Here is a 19,194-nt window from a genome sequence, read left to right as displayed (position 1 = left end):
GCCGTCGTCCTGAGGGCGAGGAGACGAGCGCGGGCCTTCCGGTCGCGGGCCCCGCCGTGGGGGCGTCGCGCACTATTTCCGCGACCAGGTCAACGGCATCCTGATGGACACCTCCGGCCAGGAGGGGCTGATGCGGGGGCTCCGGCGCATCGCGGCGGAATCCGACGACGACCGACGCCGCTACGGGCCGCGGGCAGGAATCTGGTCACCGAGCGCTTCTCTGTGGCCCGCATGACGGACGCACTCGCCACCGAGTACGACGCCCTGCGCACGCGCTGACCAGCGGCCGCGCAAGGCCGACGAAGAGAAGGGCCCCGCTTCACCACAGCCGCGTGCCCGGACCGCCCTTGAACGGCCCCCGCACCTCCGAGGTGATCCAGCCGCCGTAGAAGTCGCCCTCCTGCGCTGTGACCTCCTCTCCGGCGACCGTGCAGCGGTCCACGCGGCTCGGATAGAAGGCGAAGAAGCCGGTGAGAACCGTGTAGCCGGGCTCGGGACGGGGATAGCTCCAGGCGGCACGAGCGCGTACGTCGTCTCCCACGACGACGTCCCAGTAGCGGGCCGACCCCTTCCACTCACACCAGGTCCGACCGGAGACCGCCGGGAACAGAAGTTCCATGCGGACGTCCGCCGGAGGGATGTAGAACACAGGGGGCTGACTGGTCTCCAGCACCCGGACGGCCCGCCAGGTCTCCGCCACCACCTGGCTGGCGCACTCGACCCGCACGAGGCGGTCGTCCCCCCGTACGGTGGGCGGCCGCGGGTAGTCCCAGACGGACTCGGACGGCCGCGGGGCGGGACGCGGCAGGGGGCCTTCCGGCAGCGGATCCAGGTACACCTCGTCCGCGTAGCACCAGGCCCACTCCTGGCCCCTGGCCAGGGAGCGGGCCACGGGGTGGCCGCTGGAGTCGACGTGCGCCGTCGCGTGTGCACCGGGAGAGCTGTCGCTGCAGCCCACGTGCCCGCAGGTCAGGCAGAGCAGCAGATCCGCCGGCGCACGTCCGCGCGCCGCGCACGCCGGGCAGGTCTCACTCAGCGGCGTCGGGTCGGCCGTCCAGGTGTGGGAGCAAGGATTCCCCGAGGGCCGTCCACCGTCGTACCGGGGTACCCAGCGCGTCATCGGTGACCACCCGCCGGTGAAGTGCTGTTCACGATCTCTCTCCTCCGCCGTCCCTGTCCTCGTCCCTTGCTTCACCCCCACCCCGCGCGGGGGATGCAGGTCGTGAACATGTGTGCGGCGAGTCGAGCACGTGGGACTTGTCATGGAGTGCACTCCAAGTCATAGCGTCGAGGACGTAACGGCGCACAAGGACCAGGAAAGGCTGGGACAGGACATGCAGAAGCGTGGTCTGCGGGATTTGCAGGTGTCGGCCATCGGCCTGGGGTGCATGGGCATGTCGGCCTTCTACGGGTCCGCCGACGAGGCGGAGGCCGTCGCGACCATCCGGCACGCCCTTGACCTCGGAGTGGACTTCCTCGATACGGCGCAGATGTACGGGCCGCTCACCAACGAGTCCCTCGTCGGCGAGGCGATCCGGGGACATCGTGACGAGTACGTGATCGCGACGAAGTTCAATTACCGGATGGACGACGCCGTGCCGGGCGACATCAGCACGGTCGGTCCGCAGGACGGCTCGGCGGAGCACGTCCGCAGCTCCGTCCACGGTTCCCTCAAGCGCCTGGGGACCGACCACATCGACCTGTACTACCAGCACCGGGTCGACCCGAACGTGCCCATCGAGGAAACGGTCGGTGCGCTGGCCGAACTGGTCGCCGAGGGCAAGGTGCGCCACATCGGGCTGAGCGAGGCGAGCGCGCGGACCATCCGCCGTGCTCACGCCGTGCATCCGGTCACCGCCGTGCAGAGCGAGTACTCGCTGTGGTCGCGGGACGTGGAGGCCGAGGTGCTGCCCGCCTGCCGGGAGCTGGGAATCGGCTTCGTACCGTACTCGCCGCTCGGCCGCGGCTTCCTCGCCGGGCGGTTCAGCTCGCCGGACGAGCTGGACGCGAACGACTGGCGCCGCCAGAACCCGCGCTTCCAGGACTCCAACCTGGAGGCCAACCTGCGGCTGGCGGCGAAGGTGAAGGAGATCGCTGCCGAGAAGGAGGTGACACCGGCCCAGCTGGCCATCGCGTGGGTGCTGGCGCAGGGCGAGAACCTGGTGCCGATCCCGGGCACCCGGCGCCGCACCTACCTGGAGCAGAACGCCGCCGCGGCCGACGTCACGCTGACCAAGGACGATCTGGCCCGCATCGACGCGGAGCTGCCCGAGGCGGCCGGTGAGCGCTACGACGAGGCGGGCATGCGGTCTGTCAACCGGTAGCGGCGGGTCAGGCGTCCAGTAGTCGCGGGCGCCCGGCGAGCCCTGTGGGCGGGAAAGGTGGCCGTCGAGGTCCCGCCGGTCGTCCCCGGTCAGGCGGCACGGCGTCGGGGCGCGGCAGGACTCACGGGACCAGGGCCCACCCCCACCCCCGGCTTCGCCGTGTGAGCCGGCCTGGTGTGCGGGGTGCTCGGGGCGGACCTGTCCCGCCGGTGCGCCTACTCGCCGCCGTGCGGGGCCGGCCCACCGGCGCCGCACGCCCACCCCGGGGACCACGAGGGTCGCGTCCGCCTGCGGACACCTGGGAACCGGCCCTCGACGTCCGGGCGGCCGTCGCCGCATGCCAGGTCGGCGCCCGTCGGTCTTCGACGGTCGAGTGGGCGGGCAGGCGTCGACGACCAGACGACGCCCACCCCGATCGCTGCTGCCAGCCCTTGGCCGGCCTGCGCGTCGGCTGTTGCTCGCTGACGTCGTGCCGCAGGTGTCCGGCCTGTTTCGTGCTGCCGGCGGCAGACTTCTTCGCCCCGCCCTTCCTGGCGGTGGTCGACCGGCGAACTTGCGCATCGCCTGGATGTTCACTGAGACCGCCGACCCGTTCGAAGATGCGGGCGGGGTTCCGCCGCCGCCACCGCGGAGAGAGGTGCTGCGTAGGAGGGGGCTTCGTCTCCGACGGAGCAGTGCCTCCGCGCTGGGCAGGTGGCCGCGCCGCTCGGCGTCCTGCCCGGTCTCGTGCTTGTCGTCGCGCCGGAGCCGGTCGGCGCCAGCCTGCGCCCACCCGGCGGCCTTCTCACAGACCTTGAGCGAGTCCCTCCAGAACAAGTCCCCGACCCGGCCGTCGCCCAGCAGGCTGTTGAAGCCCTCCCCGGCCCGGTCCTGGCGGGTGTCCCAGCTGCGCTTGCTCGCCAGAAGGCTCTGTGGGAGCGGGATCCGCCGGGGCGGGCCGGTGCCTCTGGTGCTTCCGGAGTCGGGAGGGCGTCGGCGAGCAGCCACTGAAGGGTGTCCAGGGCCGAGTCGAGGTCGCTGAGCAGGTCCTCCGCGCTGCCCTGTTCCGGCGAGACGTTCTCCGTCCAAGCCTCCATGACCCCGCGAACTCCACCTGGTCGTCGAGCGGCGGCGGCCCGGCTGCCGCCTCCGCCGCCGCGGTGTCCTCGGTCGACGTCTCCGGGCCTTCCCACAGGGGTGAAGTGGCGCGATGCCGCAGAACGCTTCCAGCCCGCGGTCACCATGCACGCCAAGGCGGAGGACCGGCCGCGCGTCACGGCGGAGATGGACGCCAAGAACAAGGCCCCCCGCAGCCCATCTGCCGGTGTCACCCCCGCAAGGCGGCGCGGCGCGTGAGCTCATCGTGGTCGCTGACCTCGTAGAACCGGTTGACACGCAATCCGTCAGGAGGCCTCGCCAGCACGTGGTCCTCACGAAGGGCCTTCAACACCTTCTCCACGGTGGAGACACCCAGCCCGGGGGCATCGGCAAGGTCCTCCTGGGAAAAGTGCCCGCACCGTTCCCAGCCTTTACCAGGTCCTCGACGCCCTCCAGGACGTCCTGAAGTGCGGGATCGGCGTCTGCCCAACCTGCCATCTACCCCTGCCCAGCGGGTCACACTCAAGGCCAAGATCGGGACAGACCTAACGGAGTCCTAGTAGTGCTGTGACCGGGAACGTTCGCCGGGGGTCAGCTTGATCAGTCCGATCGTGCTGCTTCCCACTTCCATGAGGTTTGGCGAGGGAGGCCGTCGAGTTCTCCGCGGCCGGTGCACCAGAGGAGTGCCTGGGTGGGGTCTCCGGGCGGGGCGGCGGGGAAGAGCCGGTTGAGTACTGCTGCGCTCAGCGGTGCTGGTGGCAGCCAGTCCACGGACAGTCCCTGCGTGATGTCGTAGGTGTGCAGCAGGATTTCGGCGACGCCCATCGCCGCGAACCCTTCGGGGTCGCACGGTCCCCAGTGCCAGGCCCTCAGGGTCGGGCTGGCCGTGGCCAGGGCGCTGCTGAGGAGTCGCCCGCAGGCGGTGACGGCCTGGAGTGTTTCGGCCGGCGAGGCGGTGGGGCGAACGTTCAGGTCGATGGGCAGGTAGGCGTCGGTGGGCTGTGCTGCCAGCTGCCCTGCGTAGGCCAGCAGGTCGTGGCCGATGTGGGCTGCTGTCTGCCAGCAGCTCCATTCGAGCGGCCCCGCCGGCACCGTCCAGTCCTCGGCGGTTTGGGGGCCGAGCACCCGCAGCATCTCTGCCACGGCGGCGTCGACGTCCTGATGGTCCATGCAGAGCTCCTCGCGGTCCGTGTGGTGGGAGTGGGCTGTGCCGGTTGTCGATCCTTCACGCCGCCGGGCATCTGGCACGTCTGCCCCAGCGGATGCCTTTCTCGCTGCGGATGTGGGCACGCTCTCGGCGTTGTGCGGCGAGTACGTCGGGGTGGCGGGCGTGGGCGTTGCGCCAGCGCAGGTAGCGGTGCAGGGCTCGGGTCTGGGCGGGATGGCTGCGATGGTGGGAGTTGGCCAGGGCAGGTCGACGCGGCGTGGTGATCCGCCCCGTCGGGTTGCCTTCCCGGACGTCTTCCGCCCGGCCGCACAGCAGCGCCGCGTCGGCCGCCCACTGCGTCACCTGCACCAGTTCCTGTCCGACGGCGGTGAACGCGACGTGCCCGCGGACGGATTCGGGGATGCCCATGACCACCGGACCGCGCCACTGGCTCAGTGCTTGCGCGTACGGAGCGACCGGCACGTCGGGCCGCCCGGTGCTCACGGCCCGCCCGCCGCGCCGGGTCAAGCCACGCAACCGCAGCAGGTCGACCTCTCTTCCTCCTGTACGTCCAGCAGGTAGCCGCCGGAGCGGCGCGGCAGCCGGCGTCCGGGCGCCCGGGGCCGGCAGCCCCGGCTCCAGGAGTCGCCGCAGCGAGCCCACGTAGCGGCGCACCACGTTCACGGCACTGATCGGTGCCTCCTCGACCCACAGCGTGTCGACGATCTCGCTCGTCCCCAACGGCCCGCCTGGACCAGCAACGGGCTGAGCAGCGCACGCTGTTGGGGAACCCCCAGATCGAGTTCCCTCTCCCCATGGCACATCCGCAAAGGACCCAGCACCTCGAGCCGCATCACCACACCCACACGTACCGGGCCACCGTCACTGCTCAGCCAACGGTGCTGCGCACGAGGTCGGGGAGAACGCTGTCTGTTGCTCCAGCAGGCGGCGGCTGCTCGGCGGGTTCGGCCTCGCCGCGGGGGAGTCCCAGCGTCCGGCAGGGCCTGCTCCCGCGGCGTCACTCGCTCGCCAGCAGAGCGGCCGGGGCGATGCGGGACATGGCCCGGATCGGGACGGAGAGGACACCGCAGACCAGGCCGACCCCGGCCAGCGTGGCCAGGAGTGCGGCTGCGGTCATCGTCCACAGTCTTCCCTCCCACAGTCCCTGACCGATCACCAGGATCGTGGACAGCCCGGCGACCGAGCCGGTCAGACCGCCCAGGAGGGCGAGGCCGGCGCCCTCGTACAGCGCGAGTCGGCCGAGTTCCCGCCTCGACCAGCCGGTGGCGCCGAGCACGGCGAGGTCGGCGGCCCGCTCCCGCTGGGAGAGGACCAGCACGTCCACGGCGCCGGCCGCGCCGAGCAGCAGCGACAGGGCGACGCTGACGTAGTCGGCGGTACGGACCTGGGCGACGACGGCGTTGCCGAGGAGCGAGCCGGCCACCTCGCCGCGGAAGGCGAGGGTGAGGGAGAGCAGTACGGTGAAGGCGGCCACGCCGAGCGCGAGTCCGGCCGCGCCGAGCACGGTCCGGCCGGGGGCGCGCAGCAGGTTGCGCAGTGCGAGGCCGACGACCGAGCGGACGGCGACCGCCCGGCGGGTGCCGGTGACCGGGGGCGTGACCGCGTCCAGCGGCTGGACGCGGGTGGCCCGCCAAGCGGGCAGTACGCCCGCGGTCAGCGCGAGCAGCAGGGCGACGGGCAGCACGAGGGCCGCCTTCGCCGCCGAGGTGGGCAGGCCGAGCAGGGCGCCCAGGCCGTAGGCGAGGAGGGCGCCGAGCGTGCCCGCGACAACGCCGATCACCGCGAGTTCGCCGAGAACGAGGCGGAGGATCTCCGACGCGCTCCAGCCGACGCAGCGCAGGGTGCCGATCTCGGTGCGGCGTGAGCGTACGGAGGCCAGGGCCGCCTGGGCGAGGAAGAGTCCGCAGACCACCAGGACCAGCCCGAACAGCACCGCGCTCTTGGTGTCCACGGCCCGCAGGATCCGCAGGGCGACGCCCTTGGCGACCCAGTACTCGGTGACCTTGACGTTCCTCGGCAGCGTCACCGTCTGCGGGGCGGGCGACGTACCGACGGTGACGTCCACCTGGAGCTTCGGGTATGCGGTACGGATCTGTCCGGCGACGGCGTTGACGCGGGCGCGGGAGGCGGGGTCGACCCCGCTCACTCCGGCCACCCGGATGCGGATGGCGCTGACCGGTGCCTTCTCCTGCGCGGTGGGCTTTCTGCGACTGTGGGTGATCACGTCGAGCGAGTCGAGGGTGGTGAGCAGGGTGGGCGGCGGGCTGAGGTAGCCGCCGAGGTTGCGGTCGGGGCGCAGCGGCTGGTTGCCGAGGGCCTCGCGGGACGCCTTGTCCGCGCCGGTGACCTGGGGGGAGCGGTAGGTCTCCAGGGGGACCTGGGAGAGGGCGGAGAAGCCGCGCAGCTTGTCGGTGTCGTAGCGGCCGACGATGTTCAGGACCGGTGTGGGACCGCGTCCGGCGTCCTTGCCGATGCATGTCTGGAAGGCCAGGCACTCGGTGGAGGCGTGGGCGGTGACCTCACGGAACTGGGTGCCCGTGTTCTCCTCCGGGACGTTCGGCGTCAGGTCGTTCTCGAAGTTCGTGTTCCACAGACCTGGCGGCTGGGCGGGCCGGGCCCGGACGGCGAGGCCGTCCTCGGTGGCGTTGTAGTCGACGGGTCCGACGGTCCAGGAGAGATCCGTCACCAGGCCGTCGGCATAGCTGACACTGCGGAAGCCGGTGGCGAGGTCGGCGGTCACCTCGCCGGCGGCGCTGCCGCGCAGGCCGTTGACGTAGTCGTGGGCCTGAGGGCTCGCCAGCTTGGCGGGCAGGGCGGCGGGATCGCCGACGTCGAGCCGCTGGACGGTGGCGTCCAGGGTGCCGGCGGTGAGGGTACGGCTGCTGAGCATGACGGGGACCTGGTAGTCGTGCTGCCGTTCGGACTCCACCGGGTTCTGGTCGAAGGCGTCCGGCCCCCAGAAGGGCCTGTCCTTGTCGGTGAGCATCCGGCCGGAGGTGACCGCGCCGCCCAGGCCGACCAGCCGGTCCTCGGCGGCCGGGTCGATCGCAGACAGGAGCACCGGATAGGCGACCGGGATCTGCGCCGTGGCCTTGCCGTCGCCCGGTACACAGGTCATCCGCGAGCGGGCGTCAGGGGTGAACGCCGTCTTCGGGACGGGGTTCCACACGAACAGCGGCTGGGGCAGCCGCTCACCCAGGATGTCGAAGGTGTCCCCGTTCTTGTCCTCGTTGTAGAACCAGCACACCGCGTACTTCTCGTCGTCGGCGATCTCGTGCTGCAGGTCGGGCCAGATGGTCTCGGCCTCGTTCCACTTCTTGTACGTGACGATCGGATTGCGGGTGAGGTAGACGTACTGGTCGGCCATCGGATAGGTGCCGAGCCCCGCCTTCAACGTCGGTGTGAGACGCAGGAGCTGGGCGGGGGCGTCGCTGTCGCGGAAGGCGGAGACGTCGACGGGCACCGTGCTCTGCACCATCAAGTAGCCGATGTTGGCGACCGGTGCGGCGGTCTCGACCCCGGCGAGGGACTTGATGCGTTCGTACTGGCCGAGAGTGATGCCGCCGAAGATGCCCGACAGGAAGTTGGCCTCGACCAGGCCCCGGTCCTTCTCGATGTCGGTGCCGGTGCCCGGCGGGCGGACCAGGACGTCGTAGGCGGAGCGGGCACTGTCCTCGACAAGGCCGGTGGTGCGGGCCTGGCTGGTGGTGACCGTCGAGGTGAGCAGGGTGAAGCTGGTGGCGGCGACCAGGATGCCCGAGGCGAGCGCGAGGGCACGGGAGCGGCGGCGCAGCAGCTGGGACAGGATCATCGCGATCACGGGCGCAGCCCTCCGAGCCGGTCGAACACCTCGTCGTCGGGGGCGAGACGCTCGTCGGCGACGATCCGGCCGTCGTGCAGCCGGACGATCCGGTCGCAGCTCACGGCGACCTCGGGGTCGTGGGTGGTGAGCAGCAGGGTCATGCCGTAGCGCTCACGCAGGGAGAGCACCAGGTCGATGATCTCCCGGCCGGTCGCACTGTCGAGGTTTCCGGTCGGCTCGTCCGCGAGCAGCAGCCCCGGGCGGTTGATCAACGCCCGTGCTGTCGCGACCCGTTGCTGCTGGCCGCCGGAGAGTTCGGACGGCAGCGCGTCGGCGCGGGCGGCGAGGCCCACCGCCTCCAGGAGTTCCATGGCACGGGCGCGTCGGTCGAAGTCCACCCGGCGCGGCAGCACGGGTGCGAGGACGTTGTCCAGCACGGTGAGGGCGGGCAGCAGGTGGAAGCGCTGGAAGACGAACCCGATCCGGCGCCGGTGCGCGTCCAGGCGACGTGCCGTCAGCTCCTCGCCGTCGACCTCGATCGTCCCCTCGTCGGGCCGGTCCATGCCGCCGACCAGGTGCAGCACGGTGGACTTCCCGGAACCCGACGGGCCGGTGACCGCGACCGCCTCACCGTCGCCGATCTCCAGATCGACGGCGTCCAGGGCCACCAGCCCCGGATACCGGCGCGTCACGCCCGTCAACCTCACACCCACTGCCGCTCCTCCTACATTGTGACAATGCAGCGATACATTGTCACAATCCAGGAGGTGTGTACATTGCCGCTGCACCACGCCGTGCTCGCCCTGCTGACCGAGGGGGACAGCCACGGTTACGAGCTCAAGGGACGCTTCGAGGAAGCCATCGGCCCGCAGTGGGGCGGGCTCAACATCGGCCACCTCTACCAGATCCTCGACCGGCTGGTCCGCGACGGATTCGTCACCCGGTCCCAGGTGGCCCAGCCGGACCGGCCCGACAAGACGCTCTACCGGCTCACCCCGGCCGGGCGGGACGAGGTGAGCAACTGGGCCACCAGTGCCTGGGTGCGCACGGGCGGGTTCCGCGACGAGCTGTTCCTGAAACTGTTCGGCGCCTGCGCGCTCGGCGCCGAGGCGCTGGACACGTTCGTCGCGGCGCAGCGCCAGACCTACCTCTCCGAACTCGCCGGCCTGACCCGGCTGCGGCGCACTCACACGGGTGACCCGCTCATCTCCCTCCTCCTCGACGCGGCCATCGGCCACACCAAGGCCGACCTGGAGCTGGTCGAGGGCGCGGCGGACCGGCTCACGCCGGCGGCCGGGGCCCGGGCCGAGGCCGGTGCCGGCGATGATGCTGCCGAGGCCAACCGCCGTCGCTCGGCCTGAGCGGGCTCACCTGCGGAACCGACGCCTTGCCCGTGTCGAAGACCTTGCCGCCGCTCCAGGCCACCTTGATCGACGCCGTCTCGTCGGGCGGGGTGACGAGGGCGGCCGCGGGGATCACGGTGGTCACGCCGGTGGCCGCCGGATGGGTGCACGTCAGTGCCGACCACGCACTGGCGCCGGGCTTCGGCGTCACCGTCGGCTCCTCCTGGCCGGTGGCCCGCCCGGGGTCCGGCGTGACCGCCGCGCCGACGCCGGACGAAGGCGATGCCGGGGAAGCCGTAGACCGTACAGGTGCGGGTCGAGTTGATGGTCAGGACGGCGGCGAAGTTCTCCTGACCGGCTGCGGGTCGTTCGGGCCGATGGAAGCACGCAGGTCCGCGCTGCGACAGCGAGGGGACGGCGCGGTCGTCGCGGGGGACGCGGAGGGCCGGGCCGGGGCCGCTGACCTTGCCGGCGTACGCGCGTCCGGCGTGGTACCGGCGACCGGATCGCCGCCGGAGGCACCGCCTGCCTTGTCGGCGCTCGTGCATGCGGCCAGTACAACAGCCAGGGCGCCGACCGATGCCAGGGCCACGGCGGCTCGGCGGCGTCCAGGGTGTCTGTTCGCTGCCGAGAACGGCGACCCCCGCCGATCTGCTAAGCCAATTAGTAAGGAGACTGCCGCCTCGGCTCCTGATCGCCTCGTCGGGCGCGCCCGGCCCCCTTACGATGAGCGTTCACCGGTCGGAGGGGCCGCCGCGTTCGCCGCCGCCTCCCGGGCAAAGGGGGAGGGGAGTGGCCGTGCGTCAGCTGGGCGAGCTGGAGGCGGAGATCATGCACCGGCTGTGGGCCTGGGGACGCCCGGCGACAGCACGCGACGTACTGACGGACATCAACAAGCAGCGGCCGCTCGCCTACAGCACCGTCAAGACCGTCGCCGACATCCTCCATCACAAGGGCATGCTCGAGCGGGTGAAGGAGGGCAGGGCCTGGGTGTACGAGCCCACCTGCACCCGGCAGCAGTACACCGCCGCGCTGATGCAGCAGGCTCTGGGCAGCAACCCGGATCCGGCCGGCACCCTGGTCAGTTTCGTGGAACGGATGACGCCCGACGAGGCCGAGGCCCTGCGCTCGGCGCTCCGATCGGTCAAGCGGCGGAACGGAGCATGAGCACAGCCGCGGTCCTCATCGGCTACGCCGCCGTCGTGGGCGCCGTCGCGCCGTCCCTGCTGGCCCGAGCGGCGTGGGCGCACCGCGCCCCGGCTCTGGCCGTGCTGGCGTGGCAGGGCCTCATGGTCACGTTCGTCTTCACCGCCATGCTCGCGGCGTACCACCTGTTCGTCGTCGATCACCACGCGCACGACGGCCTCGTCGGGTTGCTCAGTGCCTGCGGTCTCGCCTTCGGCGCCCCGCTGTCCGGGGCCGCGGCGACCCCGATCCAGGCATGGGCGGTGGCCGCGCCCGCTGTGATCGCCCTGCTGCCGCTCGGCCGACTCGTGGCCTGCGCCCGGAAGGCGTGCCGGGCACGCAGGCGCCACCTCGACCTGCTCACGCTCGTGGGCGATCCCGCACCTGAACTCGGTGCCACCGTCGTCGATCACGAGACGCCGGCCGTCTACTGCCTGCCGGGCCGTCGGCGTCGGGTCGTCATCACGACGGGTGCGTTGCAGGCGCTGTCCGAGGACCAGCTGCGGGCGGTTCTGGAGCACGAACGCGCCCACATCGAGGGCAGGCATCACCTGCTCCATCTTCTGGCGGACGCGTTCTCCCTGGCCTTCCCCGGACTGCCGCTGGCCCGCCACGCCAAGGAGCAGACGGCGCTTCTGGTGGAGATGATCGCGGACGACCACGCCCTGCGATCCCATCCGCGGGACGTGCTGGCGACCGCGATGTGCGAGGTGGCGGCGGGCCGGGTGCCGCCGGTGGCCCTGGGCGCCGGCGGGGCGGGCACCTTGATCAGGCTCCGGCGCGTGCTGACCCCGAGGCCCCGGCCGCACCGGGCGACCCGGGTGCGCGTGGTCCTGGGCACGGTCATGGCGCCGCTGCTTCCGCTCCTGGTGGCGTGCGGACCCTGACCCCGCGCCACCGGATCTACGCGACCATCATCAGGAGCATCGCGGACATGGTTCCGCCCATGCCGATGTGTGCGGCGAGGGCGGCCTCGGGGGTGGCGCCCGCCCGGCGGCGACGACCGCCGTGGTGCCCTCGTTCCGCCGTACGTGCCTTGTCCCAGACCGAGAGCGTCAGGGACACCAGGAACACCACGACCGTGTCCGGCATCGAGAGCAGCCAATGGCTCCAGCCACGGCGCCGGCCGTTCTCCCGGCCGACCGTGAGAGCGGTCCGCTCGGTGCCACGGATGCGGGCCCAGACCGAAGCGGCGATCGACAGCAGGAAGTAGACGGCGAGCGCGGCGATCACCAGACGCCAGGCCGAGGACGACGAGGCCACGTCCGCGCCGGCGGCCGACGTGTGCGTGTCCATGTTCATGGCGTCCATGTCCATGCCCATTCCGGGCATGGACATGGACTCCATGCCCGCCATCGTGGAGCCGTTGCCGTTGCCGTTGCCGTTGCCGTGGCCCAACGCGAGGACCGGCCCGGACGGAGTCTGCGTCATGGCCAGTGTCATGATCACCATGCCGGCGCTGCCGACGATGAGGTGTACCCAGTGACGGCCCTCCCGCCAGCCGTGTTCGCGCGCGTGCCTGACGGCCAACACCACGGCGCCGCCCCCGAGAAGGGTGAACGCCGCTGCCCACCACAGGCCGTGACCCCCGTACCAGGCCGCCGTCGCGGGCAGGGACATGGTGGCCATGCACACCCCCATCAGCAGATCGCCGCCCGCCGCGAACCGGCCCTCGCCGCTCGAGGTCACCATCCGGACCGCGCTGACGGCCGCCACCAGTGCGGCGACCCCCGCTATGGACCAACTGAGCGCCAGAGTTCCCATATCCACCCTTCCGTGTGTGCCCGACCGGGCCACCGCACGTTCTCGGCGGCCACGGGCTAGTACGCAGGGGAAGCGGGAGAACACTCAGAATCTACTAAGCAGATTAGTGATCGTGACGCTCCTCCGGGCGGGCCGAGCCCGCCCTTTCCGGGCGCTCGCCGAAGCAAATCGGTCATGTGCGTGGCTTGTTGGCGTGATGCGGCGCGGGGGCGGTGGATCAAGGTCTGTCAGCCGCTAGTATCACGGCGTGGTTACGGCTTGGTCACTCCCGCGTTCTGCGCGGGCCCACGTTGATGTGGGCCCGTTGCTACGCCTGTTGACCATGGCCGCCCTGTTGGTCGGTATCGCGTTCACGCACGGACTGAGCGCGGAGAGCGTCAAAGGACACCTGGTCATCGGTACGGTGGCGCCCGCTGCCGCAGCGCACGAGGACGTACTCGATGCGGCGGGCGAACCGGCTGTGCCCTCGTCGGCCGCGATAGCCGATCCAGGCGAGGAACACGGCCTTTCGCATCCGAAGGAATACTGCGTCTCGGGACAGCCGCAGCAGGCGCCGGTGCTGACACCTCCGCTCTTTGCCGTGTCGGTCAGCGAACAGGCTCCCGCCGGGCGGGCGTCGGGCAGGCCGGGGGCCGACGGGTCGGCGCTGTCCGTCGCATCGTCGAGAGCCCCGAGATCGTCCGTGGTCCAGCAGGTGTAGAAGCCGCAGTCCGCTCCAACCTCCGGCTGTTGCCGTCCCGCCCGTCACCGACTCGGGGTGAGGGGACGGTTCACCGTGCCCCGCGCGACGAGCGACGGATCCCGTCGACCGGGACGTGATGCCGACTCCGGATCCGCCATGCCGTCCCGCCCCCACCCCTGTTCGCGGCCAGGCTCGAAGAGAGCCGGCTCACGGAGAACCTGTGCTCACCCTGTCCCGTACACCCGCACGTCCCCTGTGGGCCGTGCCCGGATCGCGCCTGCCGCGCTCACTCGTCGGCCTGTTGTCCGGCCTCCTGTTCGTGACGATCGTCCTGTGCGCCCTCGCGCACGGGTGGTCGGCGGCGCCGGTCCGGCCTGCACCCGCCGCGGCCACGGCTCCGGCCTGGGCGACCGCGCCGGCCGATGCGACGCCGCACGGGCCGCACCCCCATCACGGGAACGAGCACTGCGCCCTGGACGGGGGCGCCCGTACGACGGCCCAGGCCACTCCCCAGACCCCTGCCGACGCCGGGGCGTCCCTGCCGGCACGCCTCTTCGGCGTCGTGGTCGCTCTGTCCCTTCACCGCAGGCCGCACCGCTTCCGCACCCGCCGTACGGGCAGAACCACGCTCGTCCGCACCTCGCGGTGGCGCATCTAGACCTCTCGCCCGCAGCCGGCACCGCACGGCTGCCGCGCCATGGCCCCACCGTCCCGGACGGACACCGACCGCCCGCCGTGTGGCCATGACGCCGGATGAGCACGCACCGCGCATTCATCGAGCGAGAGCGAAAGACATGCAGTCACTCACGAACACTCCCGCCACGTCCGACCGGGCCGCACTGTCGGCGCTGGTGGGCAACACACCTCTGCTGCGGGTGTCCGAGCCGCTGACACCCCCGGACCGCGGCTTCTGGGCGAAGCTGGAAGGCTTCAACCCGGGCGGCATCAAGGACCGCCCCGGCCTGCACATGGTGGAGCGGGCCCGCGCCCGCGGCGACCTGCGCCCCGGCGCCCGGATCATCGAGTCCACGAGCGGCACCCTCGGACTCGGGCTCGCCCTGGCCGGCATGGTCCACGGCCACCCGGTCACCCTGGTCACCGACCCGGGCCTGGAGGCCTCCATGACCAGGCTGCTCACCGCGTACGGCGCGCAGGTCAACGTCGTCTCCGAACCCCACCCCACCGGCGGCTGGCAGCAGGCCCGCCGTGAACGGGTCCAGCACCTGATGGCACAGCACGCCGACTCGTGGTGCCCCGACCAGTACAACAACCCGGACAACACCACCGCCTACACCCCGCTCGCCCTCGAACTGGCCGCCGAACTCGGCCACATCGACGTCCTGGTGTGCAGCGTGGGCACCGGCGGACACTCAGCCGGAGTCTCCCGTGTGCTGAAGCAGCTCTACCCCGGGCTGAAGGTCGTCGGCGTCGACACCGTCGGTTCGACGATCTTCGGCCAGCCGGCCCGGCCACGGCTCATGCGGGGCCTCGGGTCCAGCATCTATCCCCGCAATGTCGCCTACGACGCCTTCTCCGAGGTCCACTGGGTGGCCCCGGCCGAGGCGGTGTGGACCTGCCGTCAGCTGGCCGGCTCGCACTACGCGACCGGCGGCTGGAGCGTGGGAGCCGTCTCCCTGGTCGCCGGCTGGCTGACCCGGACCCTGCCCGCCGACACCCGGATCGCGGCGATCTTCCCGGACGGCCCGCAGCGCTACCTCGGCACGGTGTTCGACGACGACTACTGCGCCGCCCACGGCCTCCTCGACGCCCCTCCCGCTCCCGAGCCCGAGGTGATCGGGCGGATCGACGAGAAGGAAGTGGCCCAATGGACGCGGTGCGCCACAGTCGTCGACCCGCTCACCCTCGAGTCCGTGGAGCAGAGCCGGTGAAGGGCACCCTCGCACAGGTACGCACCTACGAACGCAGCGTCCAGCTGCTGATGGTCAACCAGTTCACCATCAATCTGGGCTTCTACATGCTGATGCCCTACCTGGCAGCCCACCTCTCCGGGACGCTGGGACTGGCCGGGTGGGTCGTCGGACTGGTGCTCGGCGTACGGAACTTCAGCCAGCAGGGGATGTTCGTCGTAGGCGGGACGCTCGCCGACCGGTTCGGCTACAAGCCGCTGATCGTCGCCGGATGCGTGCTGCGCACGGTCGGCTTCGCCACGCTCGGCATGGTCGATTCGCTGGCCGCGCTGATCGCCGCGTCCGCTGCCACCGGACTCGCCGGAGCGCTGTTCAACCCGGCGGTCCGCGCGTATCTCGCCGCCGACGCGGGGGAGCGCAGGGTCGAGGCGTTCGCACTGTTCAACGTCTTCTACCAGGCGGGAATCCTGCTCGGCCCGCTCGTCGGGATGGTCCTGAGCGGGATCGACTTCCGCATCACCTGCCTGGTCGCCGCGGGCGTCTTCGCCCTGCTCAGCGTCGTGCAGATCCGTGCGCTGCCCACCCGACGCGCCGACGACCGGCAGGACACGGGGGACACGGGGGACAAGGACCGCAACGGCGTTCTCGCCCAGTGGAGGACCATTCTCGCCAACCGCCCGTTCCTGTTCTTCTCCGGAGCCATGATCGGCTCGTACGTCCTCTCCTTCCAGGTCTACCTCGCACTGCCCCTGGAGGTACGACGGGTCGGCGGCGACGGGGAGTTCGGCACGGCGGCGGTGGCCGTGCTGTTCGCCGTGTCCGGACTCGCCACGATCACCGGCCAGACGCGGGTGACCGCCTGGTGCAAGGCCCGCTACGAGCCGGGCCTTGCACTGGCCCTGGGCCTGGCCGTCATGGGGCTCGCCTTCGTGCCCCTGCTGCTGGCCACCGCCGTACCGGTTCCCCGTCCAGGCGTGGCGCTTTGGCTGCTGGCCGCCGCACCGCCCACGCTTGCCGCACTGCTGCTGGCGGTCGGCACGATGATCGCGTACCCCTTCGAGATGGACACCATCGTCCGGCTCTCGGGGGACCGTCTCGTCGCCACCCACTACGGGCTCTACAACACCATCTGCGGAATCGGCATCACCCTCGGCAACCTCCTCACCGGCGCGGCGCTCGACGCGGCCCGCGAGGCGGGAATGCCCGCGCTCCCGTGGATCTGCCTGTGCGCGCTCGGGCTCGCCTGCGCGGCAGCCCTGTACGGTCTGCACCGCGCCGACCGCCTGGCGACTCCGGCCACGGAGCCGCACCACGTCATCGCCTGACCCTGCCAGAACAGGCCCTTGGGGGCGGGATGCCGCCGTGCAGCACCCCGCCCCCACGGGCCGGGCGGCGAACTCCTTCCAGGACACCCACGAGGGACACGACGAAGGTCGCGAACTCGCGGGTGCGCTGCCCCTCGATGCGGCGACCCTGCTGGCCATCGACCCGGTGACGGGCTCCCACGTACAGGTCGCCGGGATCGGCTACACCGCCGAGACGTCCGAGTCGATGGCTGCCGAGTTCGTGGCAACCTCGTAGTACGGCAGCGCCCTGCGGCTGAAGCTGCCCCGTCCATCTCCGAGGACGGTGAGTACACCGGGCCGCGCTTTCGGCAGGGCCGGTTCCATGCCGAGCGGGTGCGCCCGACCGGGTTTCGCGACGGGGTGACGGGTGCGCTGCGACACGGAGCCCGCGTCGTGGGGTTGGTGCACCTGTCCCACCAGGACGCGGGCGTCTACGACACCGAAGCACGCCGACTGCTCGCTGCCGTGATGCCCGCACTCGCGGTGTTCGCCGATCCCCTGACGCACGCTGGTGATCTGCACGGACCGGTCGCCGAGGGGGCGACGAGCCTGGTGACAGCGGACGGAGACGTCATCGAGATCCCCGGTCGGGAGCGCCCCCGGGCCCTGGAGGACGAGAGGTTCCGTCCGCTGCTGCACGCCTTCATACAGACGGACGGCACACCGCTGCGGATGTTGTGGCGGAAGGATGGCTCATGGTCCGCCTGGTCCTGCACCGGTACAGGGCGGTGGCCCCGGGGGGCACCGCGGGCGCGGTGCTGGTGCACGAGATCCCGGCCGAAGTACCGTACGGACTCAGCCGACGAGAGCTGGAGGTGCTCACGCGCGCCGCCACCGGGCAGACGAATCAAGCCATCGCCGCGTCGCCCCCGTCGCCGCGCAGCGTTCACAGCCACATGGAGCATCTGCTGCGCAAGACCGGCACTGCCTCCCGAGCCGAGGTCACGGCGCTCGCCGTGCGTGACGGCTTGCTCTGCCCGACTGCGGCTCACCTGGTGTTCTTCGCCGAGCGGTGAGTCGGCGAGGCCGTGTCGCGGCCTGAGCGGACCTGCCGCGACACGGTGAAGCCACACGTCTTGGACAGGTTTCGAACGGGCGGGTCGTACCCTGCACGAGGGGTGTGGCCGCTCAGCCGCCCACGGCGCGCCAGTTGGTCATGTCGGCCCTCCGCCGGCCGTCGGTGGCGGGGTCACACGCGCCGTCCCATCGTTCCCGCCGTGTGCACGGGTACGGGATCACGACGCCGGACGGCAGCCGACGACGCATCGTCGTGTGAGGCAGACACCACGACGACGGGGTTCGGCGGCGGCTCCCTGAGGGAGGCGGCTGCACTCGCCCATGAGTCGGGACGACCGACTCGTAGTGGAGTCAAGGCCCGAGCTCCGGTCGGGAGCACCCGACCGGAGCGGGGTTGCCCGCGCCGTCCGCGTCCGACGTCGACCGCGAGGCCGCCCGTGTCACACCGGATGCTGATCCTGCGGGTCGCTGAAGGATCGACGTATCACCGCGGAGGGAGGCGTCGAGGAGTTCGACCGGGTGGACGACGGGGATGCCGGCGGCGCCCGTGTGCCGACGGATCTGCAGGAGGCAGCCCGCGTTGCCCGTGGCGATCACGTCGGGTCGGCCAGCGAGGAGGTTGTCGGCTTCGGCCACGTCCACCAGGGTCAGATCCGGGATGGTGTCGAGGAGTTGCCGGGGTTCGGCCGTGACGCGCTGTGCGTTGGCCAGGTGGCAGGCGTCGTGGTAGCCCGCGCGGAGGGGCAGCGGACTGTGCGGGGCCACGGGGGAAAAGGGACGCCAGCACGTCGTGGACGTCACGGACCTTGGCCGAGAACGCCTTGGCCCGTTCGGCGTAGGCGGGATCGTCGCGCAGCAGTTCGCCGTACTCCTTGAGCGTGGAACCGCAGCCCGCGACGTTGACCACGATCGCGTCCACGGCCAGGCCGCCGAGGGCGTCGATGGTGTCGCGCGCCCGCCGGGCCGCGTCGCCGTCCAGGCCCGCGTGCATGCTCAGTGCGCCGCAGCACGGCTGGCCGGGAGGGACGACGACCTCGCAGCCCTCGGCGGACAACACCCGATGGTCGAGGCCGGCGCCTCGGTGCTCGCCGTCGACGCGGGACCCGAGGTCCTGGAGTGCCAATGGCACGGTGACCGGACGGTCGTCCTCCAGTTCGAGTCGGTCGACGCGGCGCGCGCCTGGTACGAGTCGGCCGAGTACGCGGGGGCCAAGCCGCTGCGGCAGGCCGCGGCGGAGACCAACGCCGTGCTGGTCGCCGGGTTCGAGATGTCGCCGCGACGTGCCGGAACAGCCTCAATTGCAGGTGATGGCGCGCTCGGGGCACATCGTCGCCGCAACGCGCGCCGCCTGCTCGAACTCGGCGGGTACGTCCCCCGGTTCGGTCACGGCATACCCGTCGTCGCTCAGGTCGAACACCTCCGGACCGACGGCGCAGCAGGCACCGTGTCCGCGGCAGCGGTCCTCGTCGACGCCCGTCCTCCTCGGGCACGCCGAGCAGATCGGCGATGACGAGCAGGGTGAAGGGGTCGGCGAACTCGCTGATGCACTCGCCCTCCGGACGGGACAGGAAGGTGTCCAGCATCCGGTCGGCGATCTCCCGGACGGCCGCCTCGTTCT

The 19,194-nt window shown here is 71.5% G+C and carries 20 protein-coding genes and 3 pseudogenes; 12 read left to right on the top strand and 11 right to left on the bottom strand.

Going from position 1 to position 19,194, the window contains the following annotated elements; translation table 11 throughout:
• Nucleotides 1–319: 319 nt before the first annotated feature.
• Both ACYQ8Q_RS00515 and ACYQ8Q_RS00510 read right to left on the bottom strand, forming a co-directional pair.
• Nucleotides 320–838 carry a DUF427 domain-containing protein gene (locus ACYQ8Q_RS00515; RefSeq protein WP_460073117.1) on the bottom strand — a complete coding sequence of 173 codons (519 nt, stop codon included), beginning with the start codon at nt 836–838 and terminating at the stop codon, nt 320–322.
• Nucleotides 836–1,120, bottom strand: a pseudogene (locus ACYQ8Q_RS00510) (UBP-type zinc finger domain-containing protein); the annotation flags it as partial. The pseudogene ACYQ8Q_RS00510 and the gene ACYQ8Q_RS00515, both read right to left, overlap by 3 nt.
• A 214-nt stretch (nt 1,121–1,334) precedes the next feature.
• Here ACYQ8Q_RS00510 and ACYQ8Q_RS00505 point away from each other — a divergent pair.
• Both ACYQ8Q_RS00505 and ACYQ8Q_RS00500 read left to right on the top strand, forming a co-directional pair.
• Nucleotides 1,335–2,324, top strand: a complete 990-nt coding sequence (locus ACYQ8Q_RS00505) for an aldo/keto reductase (protein ID WP_460060659.1) — start codon at nt 1,335–1,337, stop codon at nt 2,322–2,324.
• Nucleotides 2,325–3,500: 1,176 nt separating this feature from the next.
• Nucleotides 3,501–3,659, top strand: a complete 159-nt coding sequence (locus tag ACYQ8Q_RS00500; RefSeq protein WP_460060656.1) for a hypothetical protein — start codon at nt 3,501–3,503, stop codon at nt 3,657–3,659.
• Nucleotides 3,660–4,001: 342 nt separating this feature from the next.
• On the opposite strand, the gene ACYQ8Q_RS00495 is transcribed toward ACYQ8Q_RS00500, so the two are convergent.
• The 4 genes from ACYQ8Q_RS00495 to ACYQ8Q_RS00480 all read right to left on the bottom strand — a co-directional run bounded on the left by ACYQ8Q_RS00495 (nt 4,002) and on the right by ACYQ8Q_RS00480 (nt 9,063).
• On the bottom strand, nt 4,002–4,571 hold the full coding sequence (locus ACYQ8Q_RS00495; RefSeq protein WP_460060655.1) for a maleylpyruvate isomerase N-terminal domain-containing protein: 570 nt from the start codon (nt 4,569–4,571) through the stop codon (nt 4,002–4,004).
• A gap of 55 nt (nt 4,572–4,626) precedes the next feature.
• Nucleotides 4,627–5,289, bottom strand: a complete 663-nt coding sequence (locus ACYQ8Q_RS00490; RefSeq protein ID WP_460060654.1) for a BTAD domain-containing putative transcriptional regulator — start codon at nt 5,287–5,289, stop codon at nt 4,627–4,629.
• Nucleotides 5,290–5,566: 277 nt separating this feature from the next.
• Complete coding sequence (locus ACYQ8Q_RS00485; RefSeq protein WP_460073115.1) at nt 5,567–8,380, bottom strand: FtsX-like permease family protein; 2,814 nt, start codon at nt 8,378–8,380, stop codon at nt 5,567–5,569.
• A 5-nt stretch (nt 8,381–8,385) separates the two neighbouring features.
• The gene (locus ACYQ8Q_RS00480; RefSeq protein WP_460060651.1) at nt 8,386–9,063 is read right to left on the bottom strand and encodes an ABC transporter ATP-binding protein; all 678 of its coding nucleotides are present in this window, start codon (nt 9,061–9,063) and stop codon (nt 8,386–8,388) included.
• Between the two features lie 75 nt (nt 9,064–9,138).
• On the opposite strand from ACYQ8Q_RS00480, the gene ACYQ8Q_RS00475 reads away from it, so the two are divergent.
• Complete coding sequence (locus ACYQ8Q_RS00475) at nt 9,139–9,732, top strand: PadR family transcriptional regulator (protein ID WP_460060648.1); 594 nt, start codon at nt 9,139–9,141, stop codon at nt 9,730–9,732.
• Here the strand turns inward: ACYQ8Q_RS00475 and ACYQ8Q_RS00470 are convergent.
• Nucleotides 9,653–9,925 carry a DUF4232 domain-containing protein gene (locus ACYQ8Q_RS00470; protein ID WP_460060647.1) on the bottom strand — a complete coding sequence of 91 codons (273 nt, stop codon included), beginning with the start codon at nt 9,923–9,925 and terminating at the stop codon, nt 9,653–9,655. The two genes, ACYQ8Q_RS00475 and ACYQ8Q_RS00470, sit on opposite strands and share 80 nt — an antisense overlap.
• A gap of 587 nt (nt 9,926–10,512) precedes the next feature.
• Between ACYQ8Q_RS00470 and ACYQ8Q_RS00465 the strand changes: the two genes are divergently transcribed.
• On the top strand, nt 10,513–10,881 hold the full coding sequence (locus ACYQ8Q_RS00465; RefSeq protein WP_460073113.1) for a BlaI/MecI/CopY family transcriptional regulator: 369 nt from the start codon (nt 10,513–10,515) through the stop codon (nt 10,879–10,881).
• Nucleotides 10,878–11,786 (top strand): M56 family metallopeptidase, encoded by a 909-nt coding sequence (locus ACYQ8Q_RS00460; RefSeq protein WP_460060645.1) that lies wholly within the window; start codon nt 10,878–10,880, stop codon nt 11,784–11,786. The genes ACYQ8Q_RS00465 and ACYQ8Q_RS00460 overlap by 4 nt, the downstream gene beginning before the upstream one ends.
• 16 nt (nt 11,787–11,802) lie before the next feature.
• Here the strand turns inward: ACYQ8Q_RS00460 and ACYQ8Q_RS00455 are convergent, their stop codons facing one another.
• Nucleotides 11,803–12,663 (bottom strand): DUF5134 domain-containing protein, encoded by an 861-nt coding sequence (locus ACYQ8Q_RS00455; RefSeq protein WP_460073111.1) that lies wholly within the window; start codon nt 12,661–12,663, stop codon nt 11,803–11,805.
• A 322-nt stretch (nt 12,664–12,985) separates the two neighbouring features.
• On the opposite strand from ACYQ8Q_RS00455, the gene ACYQ8Q_RS00450 reads away from it, so the two are divergent.
• The 6 genes from ACYQ8Q_RS00450 to ACYQ8Q_RS00425 all read left to right on the top strand — a co-directional run bounded on the left by ACYQ8Q_RS00450 (nt 12,986) and on the right by ACYQ8Q_RS00425 (nt 17,575).
• Complete coding sequence (locus tag ACYQ8Q_RS00450) at nt 12,986–13,363, top strand: hypothetical protein (protein ID WP_460060643.1); 378 nt, start codon at nt 12,986–12,988, stop codon at nt 13,361–13,363.
• Between the two features lie 244 nt (nt 13,364–13,607).
• Entirely contained in the window at nt 13,608–14,003 is a 396-nt protein-coding gene (locus ACYQ8Q_RS00445) for a hypothetical protein (RefSeq protein WP_460060642.1), read from the top strand.
• Nucleotides 14,004–14,139: 136 nt separating this feature from the next.
• Nucleotides 14,140–15,234 (top strand): PLP-dependent cysteine synthase family protein, encoded by a 1,095-nt coding sequence (locus ACYQ8Q_RS00440; protein ID WP_460060639.1) that lies wholly within the window; start codon nt 14,140–14,142, stop codon nt 15,232–15,234.
• Nucleotides 15,231–16,538, top strand: a complete 1,308-nt coding sequence (locus ACYQ8Q_RS00435) for an MFS transporter (RefSeq protein WP_460060638.1) — start codon at nt 15,231–15,233, stop codon at nt 16,536–16,538. Before ACYQ8Q_RS00440 ends, ACYQ8Q_RS00435 begins: the two co-directional genes overlap by 4 nt.
• Nucleotides 16,539–16,575: 37 nt before the next feature.
• Entirely contained in the window at nt 16,576–16,794 is a 219-nt protein-coding gene (locus ACYQ8Q_RS00430) for a hypothetical protein (protein ID WP_460060636.1), read from the top strand.
• A gap of 460 nt (nt 16,795–17,254) precedes the next feature.
• Nucleotides 17,255–17,575, top strand: a complete 321-nt coding sequence (locus tag ACYQ8Q_RS00425) for a response regulator transcription factor (protein WP_460060635.1) — start codon at nt 17,255–17,257, stop codon at nt 17,573–17,575.
• Nucleotides 17,576–17,927: 352 nt separating this feature from the next.
• Here ACYQ8Q_RS00425 and ACYQ8Q_RS00420 read toward each other — a convergent pair whose 3' ends face one another.
• Both ACYQ8Q_RS00420 and ACYQ8Q_RS00415 read right to left on the bottom strand, forming a co-directional pair.
• The gene (locus tag ACYQ8Q_RS00420; RefSeq protein WP_460073756.1) at nt 17,928–18,341 is read right to left on the bottom strand and encodes a heterodisulfide reductase-related iron-sulfur binding cluster; all 414 of its coding nucleotides are present in this window, start codon (nt 18,339–18,341) and stop codon (nt 17,928–17,930) included.
• Between the two features lie 166 nt (nt 18,342–18,507).
• Nucleotides 18,508–18,633 (bottom strand): annotated as a pseudogene (locus ACYQ8Q_RS00415) (heterodisulfide reductase-related iron-sulfur binding cluster); the annotation flags it as partial.
• Between the two features lie 3 nt (nt 18,634–18,636).
• Here ACYQ8Q_RS00415 and ACYQ8Q_RS00410 point away from each other — a divergent pair.
• Nucleotides 18,637–18,828 (top strand): annotated as a pseudogene (locus tag ACYQ8Q_RS00410) (DUF1330 domain-containing protein); the annotation flags it as partial.
• A gap of 42 nt (nt 18,829–18,870) precedes the next feature.
• Here the strand turns inward: ACYQ8Q_RS00410 and ACYQ8Q_RS00405 are convergent.
• Nucleotides 18,871–18,993 carry a ferredoxin gene (locus ACYQ8Q_RS00405; protein ID WP_460073109.1) on the bottom strand — a complete coding sequence of 41 codons (123 nt, stop codon included), beginning with the start codon at nt 18,991–18,993 and terminating at the stop codon, nt 18,871–18,873.
• Nucleotides 18,994–19,194: the final 201 nt, after the last annotated feature.

The organism is Streptomyces sp. YKOK-I1 (assembly GCF_054660435.1).
Note: the sequence above shows the minus strand (reverse complement) of the source record. Positions and strands in the feature narration are given on the sequence as shown.